The 19,737-nt window shown below is 73.6% G+C and carries 17 protein-coding genes; 7 read left to right on the plus strand and 10 right to left on the minus strand.

All coding sequences use genetic code 11. The features are described 5' to 3' along the window. Positions 1-61: 61 nt before the first annotated feature. On the plus strand, positions 62-967 hold the full coding sequence (locus ACIQPT_RS04515) for a Gfo/Idh/MocA family protein (RefSeq protein ID WP_401152666.1): 906 nt from the start codon (positions 62-64) through the stop codon (positions 965-967). Here ACIQPT_RS04515 and lnt read toward each other — a convergent pair. The 4 genes from lnt to ACIQPT_RS04535 all read right to left on the minus strand — a co-directional run bounded on the left by lnt (position 939) and on the right by ACIQPT_RS04535 (position 5,314). Further along, on the minus strand, positions 939-2,588 hold the full coding sequence (gene lnt, locus ACIQPT_RS04520) for an apolipoprotein N-acyltransferase (protein ID WP_401152668.1): 1,650 nt from the start codon (positions 2,586-2,588) through the stop codon (positions 939-941). The genes ACIQPT_RS04515 and lnt overlap by 29 nt on opposite strands. A gap of 170 nt (positions 2,589-2,758) precedes the next feature. Continuing rightward, the gene (locus tag ACIQPT_RS04525) at positions 2,759-3,271 is read right to left on the minus strand and encodes a nuclear transport factor 2 family protein (protein ID WP_401152670.1); all 513 of its coding nucleotides are present in this window, start codon (positions 3,269-3,271) and stop codon (positions 2,759-2,761) included. Between the two features lie 94 nt (positions 3,272-3,365). Then, positions 3,366-4,235 (minus strand): universal stress protein, encoded by an 870-nt coding sequence (locus ACIQPT_RS04530; protein WP_401152672.1) that lies wholly within the window; start codon positions 4,233-4,235, stop codon positions 3,366-3,368. Between the two features lie 56 nt (positions 4,236-4,291). Next, entirely contained in the window at positions 4,292-5,314 is a 1,023-nt protein-coding gene (locus ACIQPT_RS04535; protein WP_401152673.1) for a ferric reductase-like transmembrane domain-containing protein, read from the minus strand. A gap of 237 nt (positions 5,315-5,551) precedes the next feature. On the opposite strand from ACIQPT_RS04535, the gene ACIQPT_RS04540 reads away from it, so the two are divergent. Both ACIQPT_RS04540 and ACIQPT_RS04545 read left to right on the plus strand, forming a co-directional pair. After that, the gene (locus ACIQPT_RS04540) at positions 5,552-6,226 is read left to right on the plus strand and encodes a hypothetical protein (RefSeq protein ID WP_401152675.1); all 675 of its coding nucleotides are present in this window, start codon (positions 5,552-5,554) and stop codon (positions 6,224-6,226) included. A 309-nt stretch (positions 6,227-6,535) separates the two neighbouring features. Then, positions 6,536-7,147 carry a sigma-70 family RNA polymerase sigma factor gene (locus tag ACIQPT_RS04545; protein ID WP_401152676.1) on the plus strand — a complete coding sequence of 204 codons (612 nt, stop codon included), beginning with the start codon at positions 6,536-6,538 and terminating at the stop codon, positions 7,145-7,147. Here ACIQPT_RS04545 and ACIQPT_RS04550 read toward each other — a convergent pair. From ACIQPT_RS04550 to ACIQPT_RS04565, 4 genes are read right to left on the minus strand one after another with little or no spacing between them, the layout of a single operon-like run. Further along, complete coding sequence (locus ACIQPT_RS04550) at positions 7,144-8,394, minus strand: MFS transporter (RefSeq protein ID WP_401152678.1); 1,251 nt, start codon at positions 8,392-8,394, stop codon at positions 7,144-7,146. The genes ACIQPT_RS04545 and ACIQPT_RS04550 overlap by 4 nt on opposite strands. A 10-nt stretch (positions 8,395-8,404) precedes the next feature. After that, positions 8,405-9,631 (minus strand): ATP-grasp domain-containing protein, encoded by a 1,227-nt coding sequence (locus ACIQPT_RS04555; protein ID WP_401152680.1) that lies wholly within the window; start codon positions 9,629-9,631, stop codon positions 8,405-8,407. Continuing rightward, positions 9,628-10,803 (minus strand): pyridoxal-phosphate dependent enzyme, encoded by a 1,176-nt coding sequence (locus ACIQPT_RS04560; RefSeq protein WP_401152682.1) that lies wholly within the window; start codon positions 10,801-10,803, stop codon positions 9,628-9,630. The genes ACIQPT_RS04555 and ACIQPT_RS04560 overlap by 4 nt, the downstream gene beginning before the upstream one ends. After that, complete coding sequence (locus ACIQPT_RS04565) at positions 10,800-11,540, minus strand: class I SAM-dependent methyltransferase (RefSeq protein WP_401152683.1); 741 nt, start codon at positions 11,538-11,540, stop codon at positions 10,800-10,802. Before ACIQPT_RS04565 ends, ACIQPT_RS04560 begins: the two co-directional genes overlap by 4 nt. 343 nt (positions 11,541-11,883) lie before the next feature. Between ACIQPT_RS04565 and ACIQPT_RS04570 the strand changes: the two genes are divergently transcribed. Next, the gene (locus tag ACIQPT_RS04570; RefSeq protein WP_401152685.1) at positions 11,884-16,137 is read left to right on the plus strand and encodes a molybdopterin-dependent oxidoreductase; all 4,254 of its coding nucleotides are present in this window, start codon (positions 11,884-11,886) and stop codon (positions 16,135-16,137) included. Positions 16,138-16,153: 16 nt separating this feature from the next. Next, the gene (locus ACIQPT_RS04575) at positions 16,154-16,720 is read left to right on the plus strand and encodes an AAA family ATPase (RefSeq protein WP_401152687.1); all 567 of its coding nucleotides are present in this window, start codon (positions 16,154-16,156) and stop codon (positions 16,718-16,720) included. A 120-nt stretch (positions 16,721-16,840) separates the two neighbouring features. Here ACIQPT_RS04575 and ACIQPT_RS04580 read toward each other — a convergent pair whose 3' ends face one another. Beyond that, positions 16,841-17,713, minus strand: coding sequence for an undecaprenyl-diphosphate phosphatase (locus ACIQPT_RS04580; RefSeq protein ID WP_401152688.1), 873 nt, complete (start codon positions 17,711-17,713; stop codon positions 16,841-16,843). Between the two features lie 211 nt (positions 17,714-17,924). Further along, positions 17,925-18,647, minus strand: coding sequence for a TVP38/TMEM64 family protein (locus ACIQPT_RS04585; protein WP_401152690.1), 723 nt, complete (start codon positions 18,645-18,647; stop codon positions 17,925-17,927). Positions 18,648-18,696: 49 nt separating this feature from the next. On the opposite strand from ACIQPT_RS04585, the gene ACIQPT_RS04590 reads away from it, so the two are divergent. Next, positions 18,697-19,410, plus strand: a complete 714-nt coding sequence (locus ACIQPT_RS04590) for a DNA alkylation repair protein (RefSeq protein ID WP_401152691.1) — start codon at positions 18,697-18,699, stop codon at positions 19,408-19,410. A gap of 68 nt (positions 19,411-19,478) precedes the next feature. Further along, complete coding sequence (locus tag ACIQPT_RS04595; RefSeq protein WP_401152693.1) at positions 19,479-19,640, plus strand: hypothetical protein; 162 nt, start codon at positions 19,479-19,481, stop codon at positions 19,638-19,640. Positions 19,641-19,737: the final 97 nt, after the last annotated feature.

Genomic DNA, 19,737 nt, shown 5'->3' on the forward strand with positions numbered 1-19,737 from the left:
GTGAACAGCCGCGATCAGCAGCGCACAGCGGCGCGGCGCGGCACGGCGACAGGGAGACCTCGTGAAGATCGGTTGCATCGGGCTCGGCGATATCGCGCAGAAGGCGTACCTGCCGGTGCTCACCGCCGTACCGGGGGTCGAACCGCATCTGCAGACCCGCACCCCCGCCACGCTCCACACGGTCGGCGACGCCCATCGCATCCCGGCCGAAAACCGCCACACGACCCTCGACTCCCTCATCGCCGAAGGGCTGGACGCGGCCTTCGTGCACGCCCCGACGGCCGTGCACCCGCAGATCGTGGAACGCCTCCTCGACGCCGGTGTCGCCACCTATGTCGACAAGCCGATCGCCTACGAGTTCGCCGAGTCCGAAAGGCTGGTGAACCTCGCCGAGGAGCGTGGCGTCAGTCTCGCCGTCGGCTTCAACCGCCGTTTCGCCCCGGGCTACTCGCAGTGCGCGGAGCACCCGCGCGAGCTGATCCTCATGCAGAAGAACCGGGTCGGACTGCCCGAGGACCCCCGGTCCATGATCCTCGACGACTTCATCCACGTCGTCGACACGCTGCGCTTCCTGGCCCCGGGCACCGTCGACCACACCACCGTCCGGGCGCGGATCGTGGACGGCCTGATGCACCACGTCGTCCTCCAGCTCTCCGGTGACGGATTCACCGCGATCGGCGTGATGAACCGGCTGAACGGGTCGACCGAGGAGATCCTCGAAGTCTCCGGCCAGGACTCCAAGCGACAGGTCCTCAACCTCGCGGACGTCATCGACCACAAGGGCCAGCCCAGTGTGCGGCGGCGCGGCGACTGGGTCCCCGTGGCCCGCCAGCGCGGCATCGAAGCCTGTGTGCACGCCTTCCTCGACGCCGTACGCCGGGGCGAGACGCTCAGCGCCCGGGATGCCCTGGCCACCCATGAGCTGTGCGAGCGCGTGGTCAGGGAGGCCCTGGAGCAGGCCTCCTGAGGGCCCGCAGTCCCTCCACGGCGCACAGCGCGGCGAGCGCCGCCAGCGCCCCGTACACCGGCCAGTCGCCGAGCCGGCCGTAGAGCGTCTGCCCGCGTGCCAGCGGCAGGTCGAACACCTCCGCCGCGCTCGCGTCCGTGCCGAGCGGGCGGCCCACCCGCTCGCCCCGGGGCCCGTACGCCGCACTGATCCCGGTGAGCGTCGCGTGGACCATCGGGCGGCCGTTCTCGGCCGCCCGCAGCGCCCCCAGCGACGCGTGCTGGGCCGGGGCCCAGCTGTCCTGGAACGTCGAGGTGGCCGACTGGGCGACGAGCACCTGCGCACCGTCGCGCACCAGCGTGCGGCTCATGTCGGGGAACGCCGACTCGAAGCAGACCAGCGGACCGACCCGCAGCCCCGGCGCCCCGTCCGGCAGGGTCATCACCACCTGGCGGTCGCCGCGCAGCCGGTCCTCGCCCGCCGCCCGGCCCACGGAGGTCGCCCACCCCAGCAGGGAGCGGGCCGGGACGTACTCGCCGAACGGGACCAGCCGCATCTTGTCGTAGCGGTCCCCGGTCGGCCCGTCAGGACCCACGAGCACCGCCGACTTGAAGATCCCCGACCGCCCCGAGCCGTCCGTCTGCCGGGCGTCCACATTGACCAGCAGATCCGCGCCGACCCGGCGGGACAGCTCCGCCAGCCGCCGCGCGGTCTCCGGGTTCTGCCACGCACCCGCCCCGATGCTGCTCTCGCCCCACACCACCAGGTCCACGCCCCGGCCGGCCAGCGAACGGGTCAGTTCCTCGCCCCGGTCGAAGCGGCGCGCGACACTTCCCGGCCCTTCCACGACGCCCGGCTGCACGACGGCGATCCTGACCGTCCCGGCGTTCGCGGGCCGGGGCGCCCAGGCCCACATCGCCGTGACGGACAGGGCGCACACCACCAGCAGGACCCCGGCGGTCGTACGGGCCGCACGGTCGGCGATCAGCAGGGCCGCGCCGGTGTTCACCGCGAGCACCAGCAGGCTCACCAGCCACACCCCGCCGACCGAGGCGACCCGCAGGGCGGGGGCGACCTCCCACTGACTCGCGCCGAGAAGCCCCCAGGGCCCGCCGAGCCCCTCCCAGGACCGGACCAGCTCGATCATCAGCCACCCGGAGGGCACGATGACCACGGCGGCCACGGCACGCGGCGCGGAAGGGGACCCGCCGAGCAGCCGGGACACCAGCAGTCCCCAGGGCGCCCAGAGCAGTCCGAGCAGGGCGGCCAGCAGCAGGATGAAGATGTGGAGGCTCGGCATCAGCCAGTGGTGCACGGCGATGACGAACCCGGTCCCGCCGATCCACCCGTCCAGCGCCGCCCGGCGCGGCGAGCGCGCCGTGCGGATCAGCAACAGCCAGGGGATCAGTGCCCCATAGGCGAACCACCAGAGACCGGGCGCGGGAAAGGCGAGCGCGGGCAGCGCCCCGGCGAGCAGCGCGGCCGCGCCCCGCGCCCAGGGGGACGCGAGCGGCCCCGCCCCGACGGAGCCCGGGCCGTCGGCCGCAGGACCGTCCCCGGATGAGCCGTCACCGGAGGAGCCGCCCCCGGAGGCGTCGGCCGCGTTCCGGCCGACCGGGAGACGCCCGCCCCGGATTCGCATGCCGTGCCCTCCTCGGTCGTGCGCGGGCAGCTGGTCGCCGTCACCGCGTCAACCCCTGGATACCCAGTGTGGGGGAGGTGATCCCCGCCGGACACAGGACGCGGCCGAGCGGGGGCGCGGCGGACCGCCCGGCCGCCGATCGGGCGGCGACGGCAGTGGGGCGGCAGGCCCTACGCGCCCGGCGTCCTGCGCCACTTCTCGTGGACGGTGACCGTACGGATCAGCCAGCCCGGTTCGGCGCGGTGCAGCTCGAAGGTGTAGCGGCCGCCGGTCACGAAATCGGGCGTGGCGCCCCGGGCCCGCCCGGAATCCGCCGAGCCCGGCGGGTCCGCGTCCGGGCCGCTCGCCGCCTGCCGGTCCAGGCACATCGGATTGAGGTAGTCGGCCCGCACCTCGGCCCGGTCGCCCGTGTAGCCGCCCAGGTCCTCCAGGTCGATCCGGCGGTTGACGATCAGGTGCTGGCGTACGGGGAAGAGGCGCATCGTCTCCTCGAGCCACCGGGCGATCTCGTCGGCCGGGCCCTCCACGCCGCCCGCGCCCCGGTAGTCCGCGCGGCCGTCGGGGGTGAACAGGGCGCCGTAGTCCGACCAGGCCCCGTCGTCGACGGCCACCGCGTACCCGGTGATCACCGCATCGATGGCAAGCCGGTCCATCACGGTCGCGAGCGCCACACGCTGTGTCATTGGTCAAGTCTCGGTCAAGCCGCCCGCCAGGCCAAGGGGCCTGCGTCAACGGGACGCGGGCGTGGGGCGACCCGGCAGGGCGCGGGAGGAGGGCTCAGCAGGGCACGACGGCGACCGGCCCCAGCGCGTGCGTGACCGTCGTCTGCGCCACCGGGGAGAGGCCGAGCCCGAGCGACTCGCCGCCCCTGCGACGGCCGATCACGGTCAGGGCCGCCGTCGCCGACGCGGTCACCAGGGTGCGCGCGGCGGATCCGTTGACCGGCTCCCGGACGATCTCCACCTGCGGATACTTCTCGTGCCGGCCCGAGGTCAGCTCGGCCAGGGTCCGGGCGGCCGAGCCCGCCGCCTCCTGCCGGTCCAGGACGGGGCCGCCCGCGAGCATGGAGGAGAACATCGTCCAGCCGTGCACGATCCGCAGCCGGGCGCCCGGCCGGGAGGCGGCGGTGGCGAAGGCGAACTCCAGGACTCCCTCGCTGCTCTCGTCGGCGGCCACCCCTGCCACGATGTCGGTGAAGGCCCCCGCGTCTCCGGCCCGGTCCTCGTCCCCCTCCGGGCGGTCTTCCTGCACGACGACGACGGGACAGCTCGCCATCGACGCGGTGGCGAGGCTGTTGGAGCCGATCATCAGCGAGCGGAAGCCCCCGAGCCCGCGCGATCCGATCACGATCATGGACGCGTCCCGGCCGAGCGAGACCAGGGCCGCCGATGGGAAGTCCAGCGGGGCGAGCGTCGAGGGCCGCAGCTCCGGAGCGATGAGGGCGCTCCGGCGTACGCACTCGGCCAGGAGTGTCTCCGCCTCGCGCCGCCCGGTCTCCTCGTCGACCTGCCGGGTGAGCGGGCGGACATGGACGATCAGCAGAGGCAGCCCGCGCCGCACGGCCTCGTGGGTGGCCCAGTCGAGCGCCTGCCGACTGTGCGTGGAGCCGTCGACGGCGGCGATCACGGGAAGATCGTTGGTGGTCATGCCTCCGAGCGTACGTCGCCGGACGGACGGCCTCCGGTCGTGGTGGCGGCCACCTCTCAGTCGTGGTTGTGGGTGGAGGAGGTGTCCTCCGGGGGTGCGCTGCGCCCGCCGTCGCTGCCGCTCGCCACGACGGCGATCAGGGCTGCCAGGACCGCCACCACCGCGAGCCGGCCACCCAGCCGCAGGGCCCATCCCGTGCGGGCCCCGGCGCTCGCTCCGGGCCGGCCGGGCAGCTTCTCGGAGCGGCGGGCGGGCCGCAGCAGACGCAGGAGCAGCAGCGCGGCGATCGGGAGCTGGAGCAGCCACACGCTGGTGCGGAACCAGCCGTCGTACCAGACGTTGGTCCCGTACAGCAGGGTGTGCCAGACGCTGAGGATGTAGACGACGATCACGCAACGGTGCAGGACCCGCCAGGTCTTGGGCCCGATGCGGTGGCGTACGTAGAAGAGCAGGCCGAGCGGGATCGCGAGGTACAGGGCGGCCTGGCCGATGGGCAGGGCGATCCGCCCGGTCCCCGAGTCGTAGCCGCCGGGGACGAGGGCCTCGACGAAGGCGGTGGCCACCGCGGAGTTCCAGGACGCCGTGTCGTGCCGGACCAGTTCGGCCCCGAACAGCAGGGCGTGGGCCGCGATCAGCGAGATGGTGTTGAGGCTCGTGGTGCGGTGGAGGCGTTCCAGCCGGGGGCCCGACAGCGGCAGGCGGCCCGGCCGTGGCCCCGACAGCATCAGCCCGAGGATGACGGTCCCCCAGGCCCAGAGCAGTGCGGACCAGCCGAACGCCTGGCTGAGGAAGTACATCCAGAAGCCGCCCGCGTCGGCCATGAACGGCATCACGGTGACCGTGGAGGAGGTCTTGTTGCGGATGCGTATATAGAGCAGGACGAAGATCGCAGCGGTGATGAGGAGTGCCACCAGACCGTCGGGCCACGAGGCCCGCAGGTCGGACCGGAGCGTCGGCCGTCTCGCCTCGCCCGGCGAACGGGGGGCGGGGACCCGGCCGTCGTCGCCGGACGCGGCCGCGCTGTCGGTGGGCGTCTCGGTGGCCGCTGCCGGTTCGGGGGTGGGGGGCTGGTTCGTCATGCGGCCTCTTCGGGGCGGGGGCATCGGGTGGCGGGGGCGGACGCGACGGCCCCGGGCCACGAGGCGTACGCAGACGCGTTGTTGGAGCAGTCGGACGTGAGGAGGGGAAAGTTCCCGACACGTCTCTGTGACATGGATCACACGGTGATGCTGGTGGGGCAAACGAGGTGAACTCCCGTTGTTTCGGCATCTGGTGCTCTTCACTCCGGGGTGGGTGCGGCTGGCACCATGGCTGCCATGGGAGCCGGAACCGCACTCCGACCCGTGCGCACCGCGCTGTTCGCGGTGGTGTGCGTCGCCGTGTCCGGACTGGGTCACGCGCTGATGTCCGGCGCGCCCCTGCCCCTTCTGGTCCAGGCCGCCGCGCTGCTTCCGGTAGGCGCGGCGGGGTGGTGGCTCGCCGCGCGGGAGCGCGGCGCCTCGGTGACCGTCGCGGCCCATGTGCTGGGCCAGTCGGGGCTGCACGCCTTCTTCTCCGTCGCCGGATCCTGGCTCCCGTCCGGTCCCGGCGGGCACCGTGCGGGCGGCGGGCACGGTGCGTCGGGCGCGATGAACCACTCCGCGCACGAGGTCCCGATCGGCGGTTCGTCGGATCTGATGGGGCTTCTGGCCGCCTTCGACGGCACGGTGTTCACGATCGGTATGGCCGCCGCCCACACGGTGGCCGGGATGATCTGCGGCTGGTGGCTGTGGCGCGGCGAGGTCGCCCTCGCCCGGCTGGGCCGCTGCCTGGTGCTGTTCGTCCGTGCCCCGCTGCGGACGGCCTGGCGTCTGTGGTCCGCTGCGCCGCCCGCCCCGGCGCCGCCCGCCCGGCGGCGCACCCGCCGCCGGCCCGGACGGCGCCCCCAGGACCTGCTGGCCCTGCACGGCATCTCGCGGCGCGGGCCACCGCTCTCCCTCCGCTTCCTCTGACCTCCATCCGCCCTCCGGCCTCTGTGCGCCGGAGGCGGTACGGGTGTGCGCCCCGCGCACACCCGTGACAGGCATGCCGGTTCTCCGGGCCGCCCCAGCGGCGCCCGGGACCGGTCACCGGAGCCGGGTGACCGCTGCCACGGCTCCGCCAGGACGCGAAGGACCGCTGTGACACTTCCTGCTACCGCACTTCCTGCTCCCGTACTTCCTGCTCCCGCACTACGGGGCCCCGCGCTGCCGGGCCCCGTGCGACCGGCCGCCGTACGGCCGGTCACCGCGCCACCGGCCACCCGGCCGCCCGTCCTCCGGGTGTCCGCCACCCGTCCGTCCCGGCACCGGGTCCCGGGGGCCCGGCAGAACGACGGGCAGATCACCGACTGGGCGCTGGCCGCGGGCGGCGGCGACCGGGAGGCCGCCGACCGCTTCGTCCGGGCGACCTACGAGGACGTCCGCAGATTCGTCGCCTACCTCAGCGCCGATGTCCCGGGGGCCGACGACCTGGCCCAGGAGACCTACCTCCGGGCGATGAGCGGGCTGGCCCGGTTCGCGGGGCGTTCCTGCGCCCGGACCTGGCTGATGTCGATCGCGCGGCGCGTCGTCATCGACCGGCACCGGGCCGCGGCCGTACGCCCCCGGACCGCCGACCTCGCGGACTGGCAGACCGCCGCGGAACGCGCCCAGCCCCGCGACCTGCCCGGATTCGACGAGTCCGCCGCGGTGCTGGACGCCCTGCGGAGGCTGGACCCGGCGCGCCGCCAGGCCTTCGTCCTCACCCAACTGCTGGGCGCGTCCTACGAGGAGGCCGCGGCCGCCGCCGGCTGCCCGATCGGCACGGTGCGCTCCCGCGTGGCGCGCGCCCGCCGCGAGCTCGCCGGTCAGTGGCGCACGGAACCGGCCGAACCCGCACCCGACGCCGCCTAGTCGGCGGCCGCCCGGGATCCTTCGGGGTCCCGGGCGGTACGCCGGCGGGCCCGCGCCCTCGTACGCCGGTGGAGCAGGAACACCGGCAGCAGCAGGCACTGGAGGCAGACCGCCGCCCAGAACCACCGCGCCGAGCCCGCCGACTCCGCCGCCCCGTACAGCTGACCGCCCACCACCCCGCTGGCGAACGCGCCGATGCCCGCCGCCAGCCGCTGCCGCCCGAACACGCTCGCCGGGGCGGCCGCCGAACGGGCCAGCGCCTCCAGGTCGTTCTTGAGGAAGAGCACGATCTCCCCGAGACACAGCAGCGCCCCGCCCACCGCGATCCCCGCGTGCCCCCCGGCGCCGATCGCCGCCATGCCCACCGCCATCGCACCGAAGCCCCACCGCAGCGCGGCCGGGTAGCTCAGCGCGGCGACCCGTTCCGCCAGCAGCGGCTGGGCGACGACGAGGAGGGCCGCGTACCCCGTCAGGACGGCCCCGTAGAAGGCCGCCGACGTACGGGGGACCGCGTACAGGGCCAGATAGTGCTGGAAGAACATGAACGCGTACACGCTCAGCACGGTCACCACGAACGGCGAAGGCCCCGGGCGCGCCGCGTCGGAAGCCCGGACCGGGGCGGCGGCGGGTGTGTCGTCGCCCCGGTCCGCCGCGCCCGGCGGCAACAGCGCGTGCCCGGCCCCGACGAGCGCGAACAGCACGGTGACGCAGGAGAACAGCACGCCGGGGGAGCCCATGACGAGCGGCGCGGCGGCCGGCGGGCCCAGCGCCATCCCCGCGTTGAACGCCGAACCGCTCGCCGCCAGCAGCCGGGGCCGCTGCTCCTCGGACGCCCCGTCCACCAGATACGCCTTGTTCGCGGGCAGATACAGCGCCGCGCCCGCCGACACCAGCAGCAGCGCCCCGACCGCGAGGACCGGACTGGTCAGCCCGGGGACGAACGCGGCGAAGCCCGCCGTACGCAGCGCCAGCGCCAGCAGCATCGCGCGCCGCAGCCCGATCCGCCCGGTCACGGGCCCCGCGACCACGCCCCCGGCGAACTGGATCAGCGAGGCGACGGCCAGTACGAGGCCGACCGTGCCGAGTCCGAGTCCGAGCCGCTGGTGTAGCAGAACGGACATGTAGGGCAGCACGGCGAAGCTGCCCAGCGTGATCAGGAACGAGCCCGCCAGCAGGAACCGTTGGGGGCCGGTGAGCGGCAGCGGCGGCCGGGCCGCGCGCGCACGGGCCGTCCGCCCGACGGTCACCCCGCCGGGCTCACGCCGTACCGACGGCGACGACCGGGCGGACCCGGACGGCCGCGCTCCACGCCCGGTGCTGGGCCAGCTCCGCCGTCGGCCCCTCGGCCAGCACCATGCCCGTACAGCCCCGCTGATCGCCGACGTGGACCACGCTCTCGCCGGGCTCGCGGACGGGGAACCACTCCACCGCCCCCGGGAACGCCCCGAGTTCGTCGAGGCCGAGCCAGCCCTTCAGCACCCCGGGCCGTTCCGCGTACACCAGGACGAAGCCGTACGCGGGTCCTGAGGCGTCGGGTGGGGTGTCCAGCAGCGCCGGGCGGCGGCCGAGCGCCTCGTCCATCATCGCCGTGTAGACATTGGTCCGCAGCGTCCGGCACAGCACCTCGCCGACCAGCGCGCCGCCGATCCTGCGGTTGATCTCCACCAGCTCGGGCCCGTCGGCCGTCAGGACGAACTCCACATGGGCGAAGCCGCGGGTGTGTCCGGCCGCCGCCAGGACCCGGCCCACCCACGCCTCGATCCCGGCCCGCTCCTCCTCGGGCAGCGCCACCGGGAACGCCGCCGCCTCCTCCCGTACGACCGCCGCCCGGGACGTCTGCCGGCTCAGCACCCCGAGCAGCCGGGTCGTCCCGTCCCAGCCGAGGGTCTCCGCGCTGTACAGCGGACCGGCCAGGAACGCCTCGGCGAACAGGGCGCCGGTCAGGCGCTGCCGACCCGCCTCCGCCAGCGCCCCGTGCAGGGCCTCCTCGTCGTGCACGATCCACACATGACGGGAAGAGGTGCCCGCCGAGTCCTTCAGGACCGCGGGCAGCCCCACTGCCCGCAGCACCTCCCCGGCGCCTTCGGGACCCGGCGGGACGGTTACGGCCGTACTGCGGCTCAGCCCGTGCGCGTGCAGCGTCTCCCGGACCCGGCGCTTGTCCCGCAGCAGCCGTACGGCCTCCGGGTCCGGCCCCGGGAGGCCGAGTCCGGCGGCCAGCTCGGCGGCCGGCAGGCTCCAGGTGTCCGTCGTGTTGATCAGCCCGGCCAGGTCCGGCACGGCGGCCAGCGCCCGGCGGACGGCCTCCTGGTCCCCGGTGTCGACATCGACGACGTCCAGCGCGTCCGGCGGCAGGACCGCCAGTTCGTGCCGGTAGACCGAGCGGTCGCCGGTCAGCAGGCACAGCCGGTGCCCTGCGTCGGCGGCGGCCTCCGCCATCCGCCCCAGACCGAAGGACAGGGACTCCAGTGCGACGATCGTCATGGCAGCAGCTCCACGCTCGGTACGGGGGAATCTGAGGGGGAGGGGGAGGGGGAGGGGGAGGGGGAGGGGGAGGGGACATCGCCCTCGGTGGTCCTGGCGGCCTCCGGAGCGGCGCGCCCGGCCCACTCCATCACCGACCACGGCGGCCGCAGCTCGGCCGGCGATGCGATGGTCCGGGGCCGCAGCCCGGCCGGGTCCAGGGCCTCGGCATGCCGGGCGAACACCCGCTCCGCGTACCGGTGTCCGGTGTCGGCGCCCAGCACCAGATGCAGCCGCCCGGGGGCGCGGGCCGCCTCCCAGGCCGCCGTCAGATGCGCCGCCCCGGTGGACAGGCCCGCGAACACCGCGTGCTCCCGCAGCAGCCCGACCGCCCCGGCCATCGCATGGCGGAAGTCCAGCCAGTGGACGGTGTCGTACAGCTCGTGGCGGACGTTCCCGAACGGGATCGAGCTGCCGATGCCCGCGATGATCGCCTCCGGGTCCTCGAACCGCTCGCTGCCGAAGGTCACACTGCCGAACGGCTGGATGCCCACCAGCCGCACCGACCGCCCCGACTCCCGCAGCGCGCTGGCCAGTCCACCGGTCGACGCGCCCGTGCCCACCGCGCCCACCACGGTCAGCGGCCCCTGGGGCAGCGCCCCGGCCAGCAGCTCCGCGAACTCCCGGTAGCCCTCGTGGTGGATGCCGTCGTGGTACTGCCGCATCCAGTGGAAGTCCGGTCGCTCGGCCAGCAGCCGGCGCACATGGCGCACCCGCAGCTCCTGGTCCAGGCGCAGGCTCTGGGAGGGCGGCATCGCGTCGACCGTCGCGCCGAGGATCTCCAACTGGGCCCGCATGGTGGCGTCCACGGTGGTGGAGGCGACGATGTGGCAGCGCAGCCCGTAGCGGTGGCAGGCCATGGCGAGCGCCAGCGCGTAGATCCCGCTGGAGCTGTCGACCAGGGTCTGCCCGGGGACCACCCGGCCCCGGCGCAGCAGCGAGCGGACCGCGCCGAGCGCCGCGTACACCTTCATCGTCTCGAAGCGGGCGAGGACGACGTCGCCGGTCAGCCGGATCAGGTCCGGGGTCTTCACCGCGTCCGTGATGTGCTCGTGGACCGTCGCGACGGCCTGGAGCGGGCGGTTCCCGGGCCCGGCCGTGGTGCGCGGACGGGCGTCCGCCCCGGCCCTCACGTGCGCCGCCCGCGCACGATCAGCCGGTCCGAGCGCTGGTCGTAGCCGGACGCGTCGAACCCGCCGAAGCACTCCACCTCGGTGAAGCCCGCGGCTTCGAAGAGGGCGTGCAGCTCGGCCGCCGAATAGAGCCAGGAGGTGATGGAGGCGGTGCGCGCCGTCGTGCCGCGCACCAGCGTCCAGTCCGTGCGCAGCCGCCGCCAGCTGTCCAGGACGGTGTCGCGCTGGACGACATAGGCGCCGTCGGGCAGGTCGACCGCCTTCGGCCGCCCGATCCAGCCGGCCAGCACCTCCTTGCCCATCACGTCCACCAGGAGCTGCCCGCCCGGCGCGAGGCTCTCGTACGCGTTGCGCAGCACCCGGAGGTTGTCCTCGGCCTCGTCGAAGTAGCCGAAGGAGGTGAAGACGTTCAGCACCACGTCGAAGGCGCCCGGTTCCCGGTACGTGAGCATGTCGGCGCGCTCCAGCCGGACCTCGGCGCCCGCCGCTTCGCAGGCGGCACGGGCGCTCTCCAGCATCGAGGGCGACAGATCGACGCCTGTCACCTCGTGTCCGCGCCCCGCCAGCGGCACCACGAAGAGACCCGGCCCGCAGCACAGGTCCAGGACTCTCGCGCCCGGTGGGAAGTCGAGCAGCGGGGAGGACGCGACCAGGGCGGCGGCGGACTCGGCCCGCGCCGGCGGGAACATCGTCGGGGCGAAATCGGACCAGAGCGCATCGTCCTCGTACCAGTGCATGTCTCGCGGCCTCCTCCCGGGCCCGGGGCCCATGGGTGTCCTGCTGACGTCCTGCTTGCCGTCGCCCCGGCGGCCGTGTCGCGTCACCGGCCGCCGCTTCCGCCACCGGGCGGGCCTCCCGCCCCCGGCGTCTCTCCAGTAGTCGGCCGCCCCGGCCGGGAAGTTCCCGAACGATCACGGACGGTCGGCGCGGAAGCCTCACCGGCGGCCTCCGGGCGGTGTGCAGGCGACGTAACCGGCGTTGTTCGCCCGGTGTCATCCCCGGGTAACGGGCCCTTCCTAGATTCGGGGGTGACCGCCCCCCCCGCGTCCTTCCAGGTACGCCCGCCCCCGAAGGGTTCCCATGACCGTGCCGACCCCGCCGCCGGACGCACCCGCCACCGACCGGGTGCGCACGGTCTGCTCGTACTGCGGTGTCGGCTGCGGGATCGTCCTGGACATCGCCACCGGCCCCGACGGCCGCCGCACCGTCGTGAAGGCCTCGGGGGACAAGGAGCACCCGTCGAACGCCGGCCGGCTGTGCACCAAGGGCGCGACCGGCGCGGACCTCCTCGCCGCGCCCGGCCGGCTGACCACCGCCCTGGCCCGGCCCGACCGCAGCGAGCAGCCCGCCCCGCTCGCCCGGGACGCCGCCATCGCGGAGACCGCGCGCCGGCTGCGGGCCGTGCTGGACACCCATGGCCCGGACGCGGTCGCCCTCTACGTCTCCGGCCAGATGACGCTGGAGGCGCAGTACCTCGCCAACAAGCTGGCCAAGGGCTTCATCGGGACCAACACCATCGAGTCCAACTCCCGGCTCTGTATGGCGAGCGCGGGCAGCGGCTACAAGCTGTCCCTCGGCGCGGACGGGCCGCCCGGCTCCTACGAGGACTTCGCCCACGCCGACGTCTTCCTCGTCACCGGCGCCAACATGGCCGACTGCCACCCGATCCTCTTCCTGCGGATGATGGAGCGGGTCAAGGCGGGCGCGAAGCTGATCGTCGTCGACCCGCGGCGCAACGCCACCGCCGCCAAGGCCGACCTGTACCTCCGGATCCGGCCCGGCACCGACCTGGCGCTCCTCAACGGCCTGCTGCACCTCCTCGTCGAGAACGGGCACACCGACCCGGAGTTCATCGCGGAGCACACGGACGGCTGGGAGGCGATGCCCGCCTTCCTCCGCGACTACCCGCCCGCCGCGGTCGCGGAGATCACCGGCATCCCGGAGGACGACATCCGGCAGGCGGCCCGCTGGATCGGCGAGGCGGGCGAGTGGACGAGCTGCTGGACCATGGGCCTCAACCAGTCCACCCACGGCACCTGGAACACCAACGCGATCGTCAACCTGCACCTGGCGACCGGAGCGATCTGCCGCCCCGGCAGCGGCCCGTTCTCGCTCACCGGTCAGCCCAACGCCATGGGCGGACGCGAGATGGGCTACATGGGCCCCGGACTGCCCGGCCAGCGATCGGTCCTCGTCGACGAGGAGCGTGCCTTCACCGAGGAGTTGTGGGGCATCGAGCCCGGCACCCTGCGCGCGGACGGCTCGGGCAGCGGCACCGTCGACATGTTCCGGCGGATGGCCGAGGGCGAGATCAAGGCCTGCTGGATCATCTGCACCAACCCGGTCGCCTCGGTCGCCAACCGCCGGACCGTCATCGAGGGCCTGGAGGCCGCCGAATTCGTCGTCACCCAGGACGTGTTCGCCGACACCGAGACCAACGCGTACGCCGATGTCGTCCTGCCCGCCGCGCTCTGGGCCGAGTCCGAGGGCGTGATGATCAACTCCGAGCGCACCCTCACCCTCTCCCGCCGCGCCACCGACCCGCCGGGGGAGGCCTGGCCGGACTGGCGGATTATCGCGGCGGTCGCCTGCGCCATGGGGTACGAGGACGCCTTCGGCTACACGAGCGCCGAGGAGATCTTCGCGGAGATCACCCGGGCCTGGAACCCCCGCACCGGTTACGACCTGCGCGGCGTGACGTACGAGCGGCTGCGCGAAACGCCGGTCCAGTGGCCGAGCGCGGACGTCGAAGGCCCGGCCCGCAACCCCGTGCGCTACCTCAACGACGGCGTCAGCCAGGAGCTGACCGTACGACCCGATGGAACGGTCCCGAGGCTCGCCTTCCCCCTGCCCGACGGCCGGGCCGTCTTCCACGCCCGCTCGCACCTGCCGCCGGCCGAGATGCCCGACGAGGACTTCCCGCATCTCCTCAACACCGGGCGGCTCCAGCACCAGTGGCACACGCTCACCAAGACCGCGAAGATCACCAAGCTGAACCGGCTGGACCCCGGCCCGTTCGTGGAGATCCACCCCGACGACGCGGCGGCCCTGGGCGTCGCCGAGGACGACGGCGTCGAGGTCGCCTCGCGGCGCGGCCGGGCGGTGCTCCCGGCCCGGATCACGGACCGGGTCCGGGCGGGGGAGTGCTTCGCCCCGTTCCACTGGAACGACCTGTTCGGCGAGTACCTCGGCGTGAACGCCGTGACCAACGACGCGGTCGACCCGGTCTCGTTCCAGCCCGAGTTCAAGGTGTGCGCGGTCCGGCTGGCGAAGGTCGCCGCACCCGCGGTGCGCCGGGATCCCCCGGACGGCCTCGGCCTCGCGGACCCCTCGGACCTGGTGGGCACCTCGGGCCTCGCGGGCACCTTGGGTCTCGGCGACACCTTGGGGCACGCCGACACCTTGGGTCTCGCCGACACCTTGGGTCTCGGCGATACCGCCCCGCCCGTCCTCACCGACGCGGAGCGCCGCTATCTGGCCGGATTCCTGGCGGGCCTCGGCACCCGCCCGGACGGCACCCCGGTGCTTCCGGCGGGCGCCCCGTTCGCCCCGGACCACGCCCTGTGGGTCAACGGAGTGCTGGCCGGCGCCTACTCCCGGCTCCCGGCGGCCCAGGGCCCCGGGGCCGCGCCCGCCCCACCGGAGAGCACCCCGGCGGAACAGGGCGGCCGGCCGGTCGTCGTGCTGTGGGCCTCGCAGACCGGCAACGCCGAGGAGGTCGCCGCGGAGGCCGCCCGGACACTGACCGCCGAGGGGTACCGCACCACGCTCCTCGGCATGGACGACGGGACGCCGGACGCCCTGCCGAGCCCGGCCGACCTCCTCGTCGTCACCAGCACCTTCGGCGACGGCGACGCCCCCGACAACGGCTCCGGCTTCTGGGAGTCGCTGAACGCCCCCGGAACCCCGCGCCTGGAGGGCGTCCGCTACGCCGTCCTCGCGCTCGGCGACTCCACGTACGACGACTTCTGCGGCCACGGCCGCCGGCTGGACGAACGGTTCGGCGAACTGGGCGCGGAGCGGCTGGTCCCGCGCACCGACTGCGAACCGGAGTACGAACAGCCCTTCGGCCAGTGGCTCAAGGAGGTCCGGGCGGCACTGGAGACGACGACACCGGAAGGGCTGCCGGGGGCAGCGGCCACGCCGACCGTGTCAACCACGGGGACCACGGGGACCACGGGGACACCGGGAGAGAAGACGGCCGCGCGCCCCTCCAGGGCCGCGCCCGTCACCGCCCTCCTCACCGGGAACCGCCTCCTGAGCCTGCCCGGCGCGACGAAGGAGGTACGCGCCTTCACGATCGACACGCGGGGCGCCGACACCCCCCTGACGTACACGGCCGGCGACGCCCTCGGCGTACAGCCCCTCAACTCCCCGGACCTGGTGGCCGAATGGCTCGCCGTCACCGGACTCGACGCCGCCGCCGAAGTGGACGTCCCCGGACATGGACCGGTCGCCCTGGACGAAGCCCTGCACCGCCACCTCGACATCACCCGCATCACCCCGGACCTGCTGCGCCTGGTCGCCGACCACACGGGGGACCGGACCCTGAAGAAGCTGCTGCGCCCCGACAACAAGGGCGAGCGCGACCGGTGGACCTGGGGGCGGCAGGCCGTCGACGTCCTCGCCGAACACCCGGTGCGGGCCACGGCCGCCGCGTGGGCCGACGTACTGGGACCGCTCCGCCCCCGCCTCTACTCCATCGCCTCCAGCCCGCTCGCGGACCCGCACCGGATGCGGCTGACCGTCTCCGTGATCCGTTACGAGAGCCACCGCGGCCGGATGCGCAAGGGCGTCGCCTCCACGTTCCTCGCCGACGCCGAACCGGACAGCCCCGTCCCGGTGTTCGTCCAGCGCAACGACCGCTTCCGCCCGCCGGCCGACCCGGCCACCCCGATGATCATGGTCGGGCCCGGTACGGGAGTCGCCCCGTTCCTGGGCTTCCTGGAGGAACGCCGGGCGCTCGGACACTCCGGCGCGAACTGGCTGTTCTTCGGCGAGCAGCACCGTGCCACGGACTTCTACTACCGCGAGGAACTCGACACCCTGAGCCGCTCGGGCACCCTCACCCGGCTCGACACCGCCTTCTCCCGCGACCAGCGCGCCAAGGTCTACGTCCAGGACCGGATGCGCGAACACGGAGCCCAGCTCTGGTCCTGGCTCCGGGACGGCGCCCACCTCTATGTCTGCGGCGACGCCTCCCGGATGGCCAAGGACGTCGACCGCGCCCTGCGCGACATCGCCGTCGCCCACGGGGGCCTCGACCCCGACACCGCGGCCGCCCAGGTGAAACAACTAACCTCGGACCGCAGATACGTACGTGACGTGTACTGAACGAGGGAGTACGGGGATGGCCTGGGCGGAAGTACCGGTGGACACTGGATCACCGGCGGCGGGCGCGGTCCTGCTGATCGGCATTCCCGGCAGCGGCAAGAGCACGGTGGCCGCGGCGCTCGCGGCCCGGTTCGCGGCCTCCGCGCACATCGAGGTGGACGCCCTCCAGGAACTCATCGTCTCCGGCGGCCGGTGGCCCTCGCCCGAGCGGGACGAGGAGGCGGACCGGCAGATCTTCCTCCGGGCCCGCAACGCCTGCCTGCTGGCGGACAGTTTCCTCGCCGCGGGCTTCCTCCCGGTCATCGACGACGTCGTCGTACGCCGCGCCCACCTCGACTTCTACCGCGCCACGCTCACCGGCGGACCGCTGCACTGCGTGGTCCTGGCCCCGGGCGCGGCGAAGGCCCAGGAGCGCAACCTCGCCCGGGACAAGACGTTGACGACGGACTGGTCCCCGCTGGACGCGGCGATGCGCGTCGAACTGGCCGACGAGAAGATCTGGATCGACAGCGCGGAGCTGACCGTGGACGAAACGGTCGACGAGGTGCTGTCCGCCACCGGTCTGACGCCCCGGCAGCCCTGACCACGCGCCCGGCGTTGTCAGACCCCCGCCGTACGGTGAGGACATCTATCCGCGCTGCTGGCTGCTGCGCTGCTGGATCGCCCCGCCCGGCTGCTCCCGGGCGGGGCGCACACACCGGGGCTAGCCCGCCGACTCACCCGCGTGCGGGCTCAGCGCCCCGGACCAGATCAGCGCGAAGATGACGATGCCGAGCGCGATGCGGTAGATGACGAAGGGCATGAAGCTCTTGGTGGTGATGAACTTCATGAACCACGCGATGACGGCGTATCCGACGAAGAACGCCACCAGCGTCGCGAAGATCGTCGGGCCCCAGGAGACATGTCCCTCGCCCACGTCCTTGAGCTCGTAGGCACCCGAGGCGAGCACCGCGGGGATCGCCAGGAGGAAGGAGTAGCGGGCGGCCGACTCGCGGGTGTAGCCCATCAGTAGACCACCGCTGATCGTCGCGCCCGATCGGGAGACCCCGGGGATCAGCGCCATCGCCTGGCAGAAACCGAAGATCAGGCCGTCCCGGACGCCCAGATCCTTCAGCGTCTTGCGCTCCTTCACCGCGCGGTGCTTGCCGCCCGTCTCGTCGCGCGCGGCCAGCCGGTCGGCGATGCCCAGCACGATGCCCATGACGATCAGCGTTGTCGCGATCAGTCGCAGATCGCGGAACGGCCCCTCGATCTGGTCCTTGAGCGTGAGGCCCAGCACGCCGATGGGGATCGAGCCGACGATGACCAACCAGCCCATCTGCGCGTCGTGGTCGCCGCGCATCGAACGGTCCGTCAGCGAGCGGAACCAGGACGACAGGATCCGCGCGATGTCCTTCCGGAAGTAGATGAGCACCGCCGCCTCCGTGCCGATCTGGCTGATGGCGGTGAAGGCGGCCCCCGGGTCGTGCCAGCCGGCGAACGCGGCGGTCAGCCGCAGATGGGCGCTGGAGGAGATCGGCAGGAACTCGGTCAGTCCCTGAACGAGTCCCAGGACGAATGATTCGAACCAGCTCATGGGGCTTTGGCCATCCCGGAGGTGATCGTGCATCGGCCACGGACGACTGGGCCCGTCGGCTGCGTGCGGTGTGCGGTGTGCGGTGTGCGGTGTGCGGTGTGCGGTGTGCGGTGTGCGGTGTGCGGTCAAGGACATCGAGGTCGCGGGCAGCGTATCGCCTGAAAGTGAACGCCAGGCCGACCCCACCGGTCATCCACGTGCCGCCGTACGCTCAGCTCTTCGGCGTGTCCCGGCCGAGCCGGTGGCGCTTGCGCCAGGCCACCAGCGCGCCGCCGAGACCGGACACCACGATGAACCCCATCGCCGCCAGGAACAGGGGCGAGGTCGGCGAGGCGGCCTCGCTGCCGGCTATGACGTACGCCGCCGTGTTCGGGATGGAGCCGAGTCCGGTGGCCAGGAGGAAGGGCGGGTAGCCCATGCGGGAGGTCGCCGCGCAGTAGTTGGCGGCGGCGAACGGGATCCCGGGGAAGAGCCGCAGCGCCAGGACGGACCGGAAGCCGTGCCGGCTCAGCACCCCGTCCGCGGCGGTGAGCAGCCTCCCGCGCAGCAGGGTCCGCAGCGCGTCCTGACCCAACACCCGGCCCAGCATGAACGACACGCCCGCGCCCAGCACCGTGCCCGCCAGCGCCGCCGCCAGACCCGTCTGCGCGCCGAACAGCGCGCCCGCGGTGATGTTGAGCAGCGGTCGCGGCACGAACGCCACCGTCAGCGCCCCGTACGCGAGCCCGAAGAGCATCGCGGCCGTGCCCCCGGTCAGCTGGGGCGGCCAGCCCGACGCCACCAGCCGCTGTGGTTCGAACAGCAGCATCGTCGACGCGGCCCCGAGCAGGACCACCACGAGCAGCGAGAACCGGGACCACGGAGACAGCAGCGCCCGGGAGAGGCGCAGAGCCGGACCGGTGGCGGGCCGGGCGGTGGGGACGGGGTCGAACATTCGGGGAGAGTAACCGAAAACGCCATGTGATCGCCGTAATGTGCGTCGCGTGAACCCTGCCGCCGACGCCTCCGTCCCGCCGGACAGTGCCCTCGCCGACACCGTTCTGGAGCGGCTCGTCGACGCCTATGCCCCGGCCGCCGACCCCGTACGGGCGGAGGCGGCCGCCGCGTACATGAAGCACGTCGCCCCCTTCCTCGGGATCCCCACCCCCGAGCGCCGGGCCCTGTCGCGGACCGTGCAGGCGGGCACCGGGCGGCCGGACGAGCGGGACTGCGCGGCGATCGCGCTGCGCTGCTGGCGGCTGCCGGAGCGGGAGTACCAGTACTTCGCCGTCGACTACCTGCGCCGGCACGCGGGCCGCTGCACCTCCGGCTTCCTGCCCGTCCTGCATCACCTGGTGACCACCGTCCCCTGGTGGGACACGGTCGACCTGCTCGCCGCGCATGTCGCGGGACCTCTGGTCGCCGCCGACCCGGCGCTCGCCCGGGACATGGACCGGTGGATCGACGACCCCAGCCTCTGGGCCGCCCGGACCGCCCTGCTCCACCAATTGCGCTACAAGGAAGCCACCGACACCGACCGGCTCTTCGGCTACTGCCTGCGCCGCGCGGACCACCCCGACTTCTTCATCCGCAAGGCGATCGGCTGGGCGCTGCGCGAGTACGCCAAGACCGATCCCACCGCCGTACGCGACTTCGTCGAGGGAGCCGGGGCCCGTCTGTCGCCGCTCTCCGTGCGCGAGGCGCTCAAGAACCTCTGAGAGGCGTCCAGAAAACCGGTCGGGAAAACCATTCGACGCGGCGGCCCGGCCCGGCCATGATCAGGGGCATGTTCCGGTACGCCTTCCTCGCAGCGCGGTCCGCAGTCGCGGACGCGCCGAAGGCTGCCATGAACGACGCGGTCGCCGAGGCAGTCGCCCCGACCGCAGCAGCAGCTCTCGCAGCAGTGTTCACCGCTGCCGCAGCGCCCATCGGCGGCGCCCGAAGCTGACCCTCCCCCGACAGTCCGGCGGACCCCGTAAGGGGAGGGTCGGCGGGGCCCTGGGGTCTTCTTTCTTCTCAGCTTCGAGCTTTCCGAGGAACACATC

Source organism: Streptomyces sp. NPDC091289 (assembly GCF_044757365.1).
Lineage (GTDB): Bacteria > Actinomycetota > Actinomycetes > Streptomycetales > Streptomycetaceae > Streptomyces.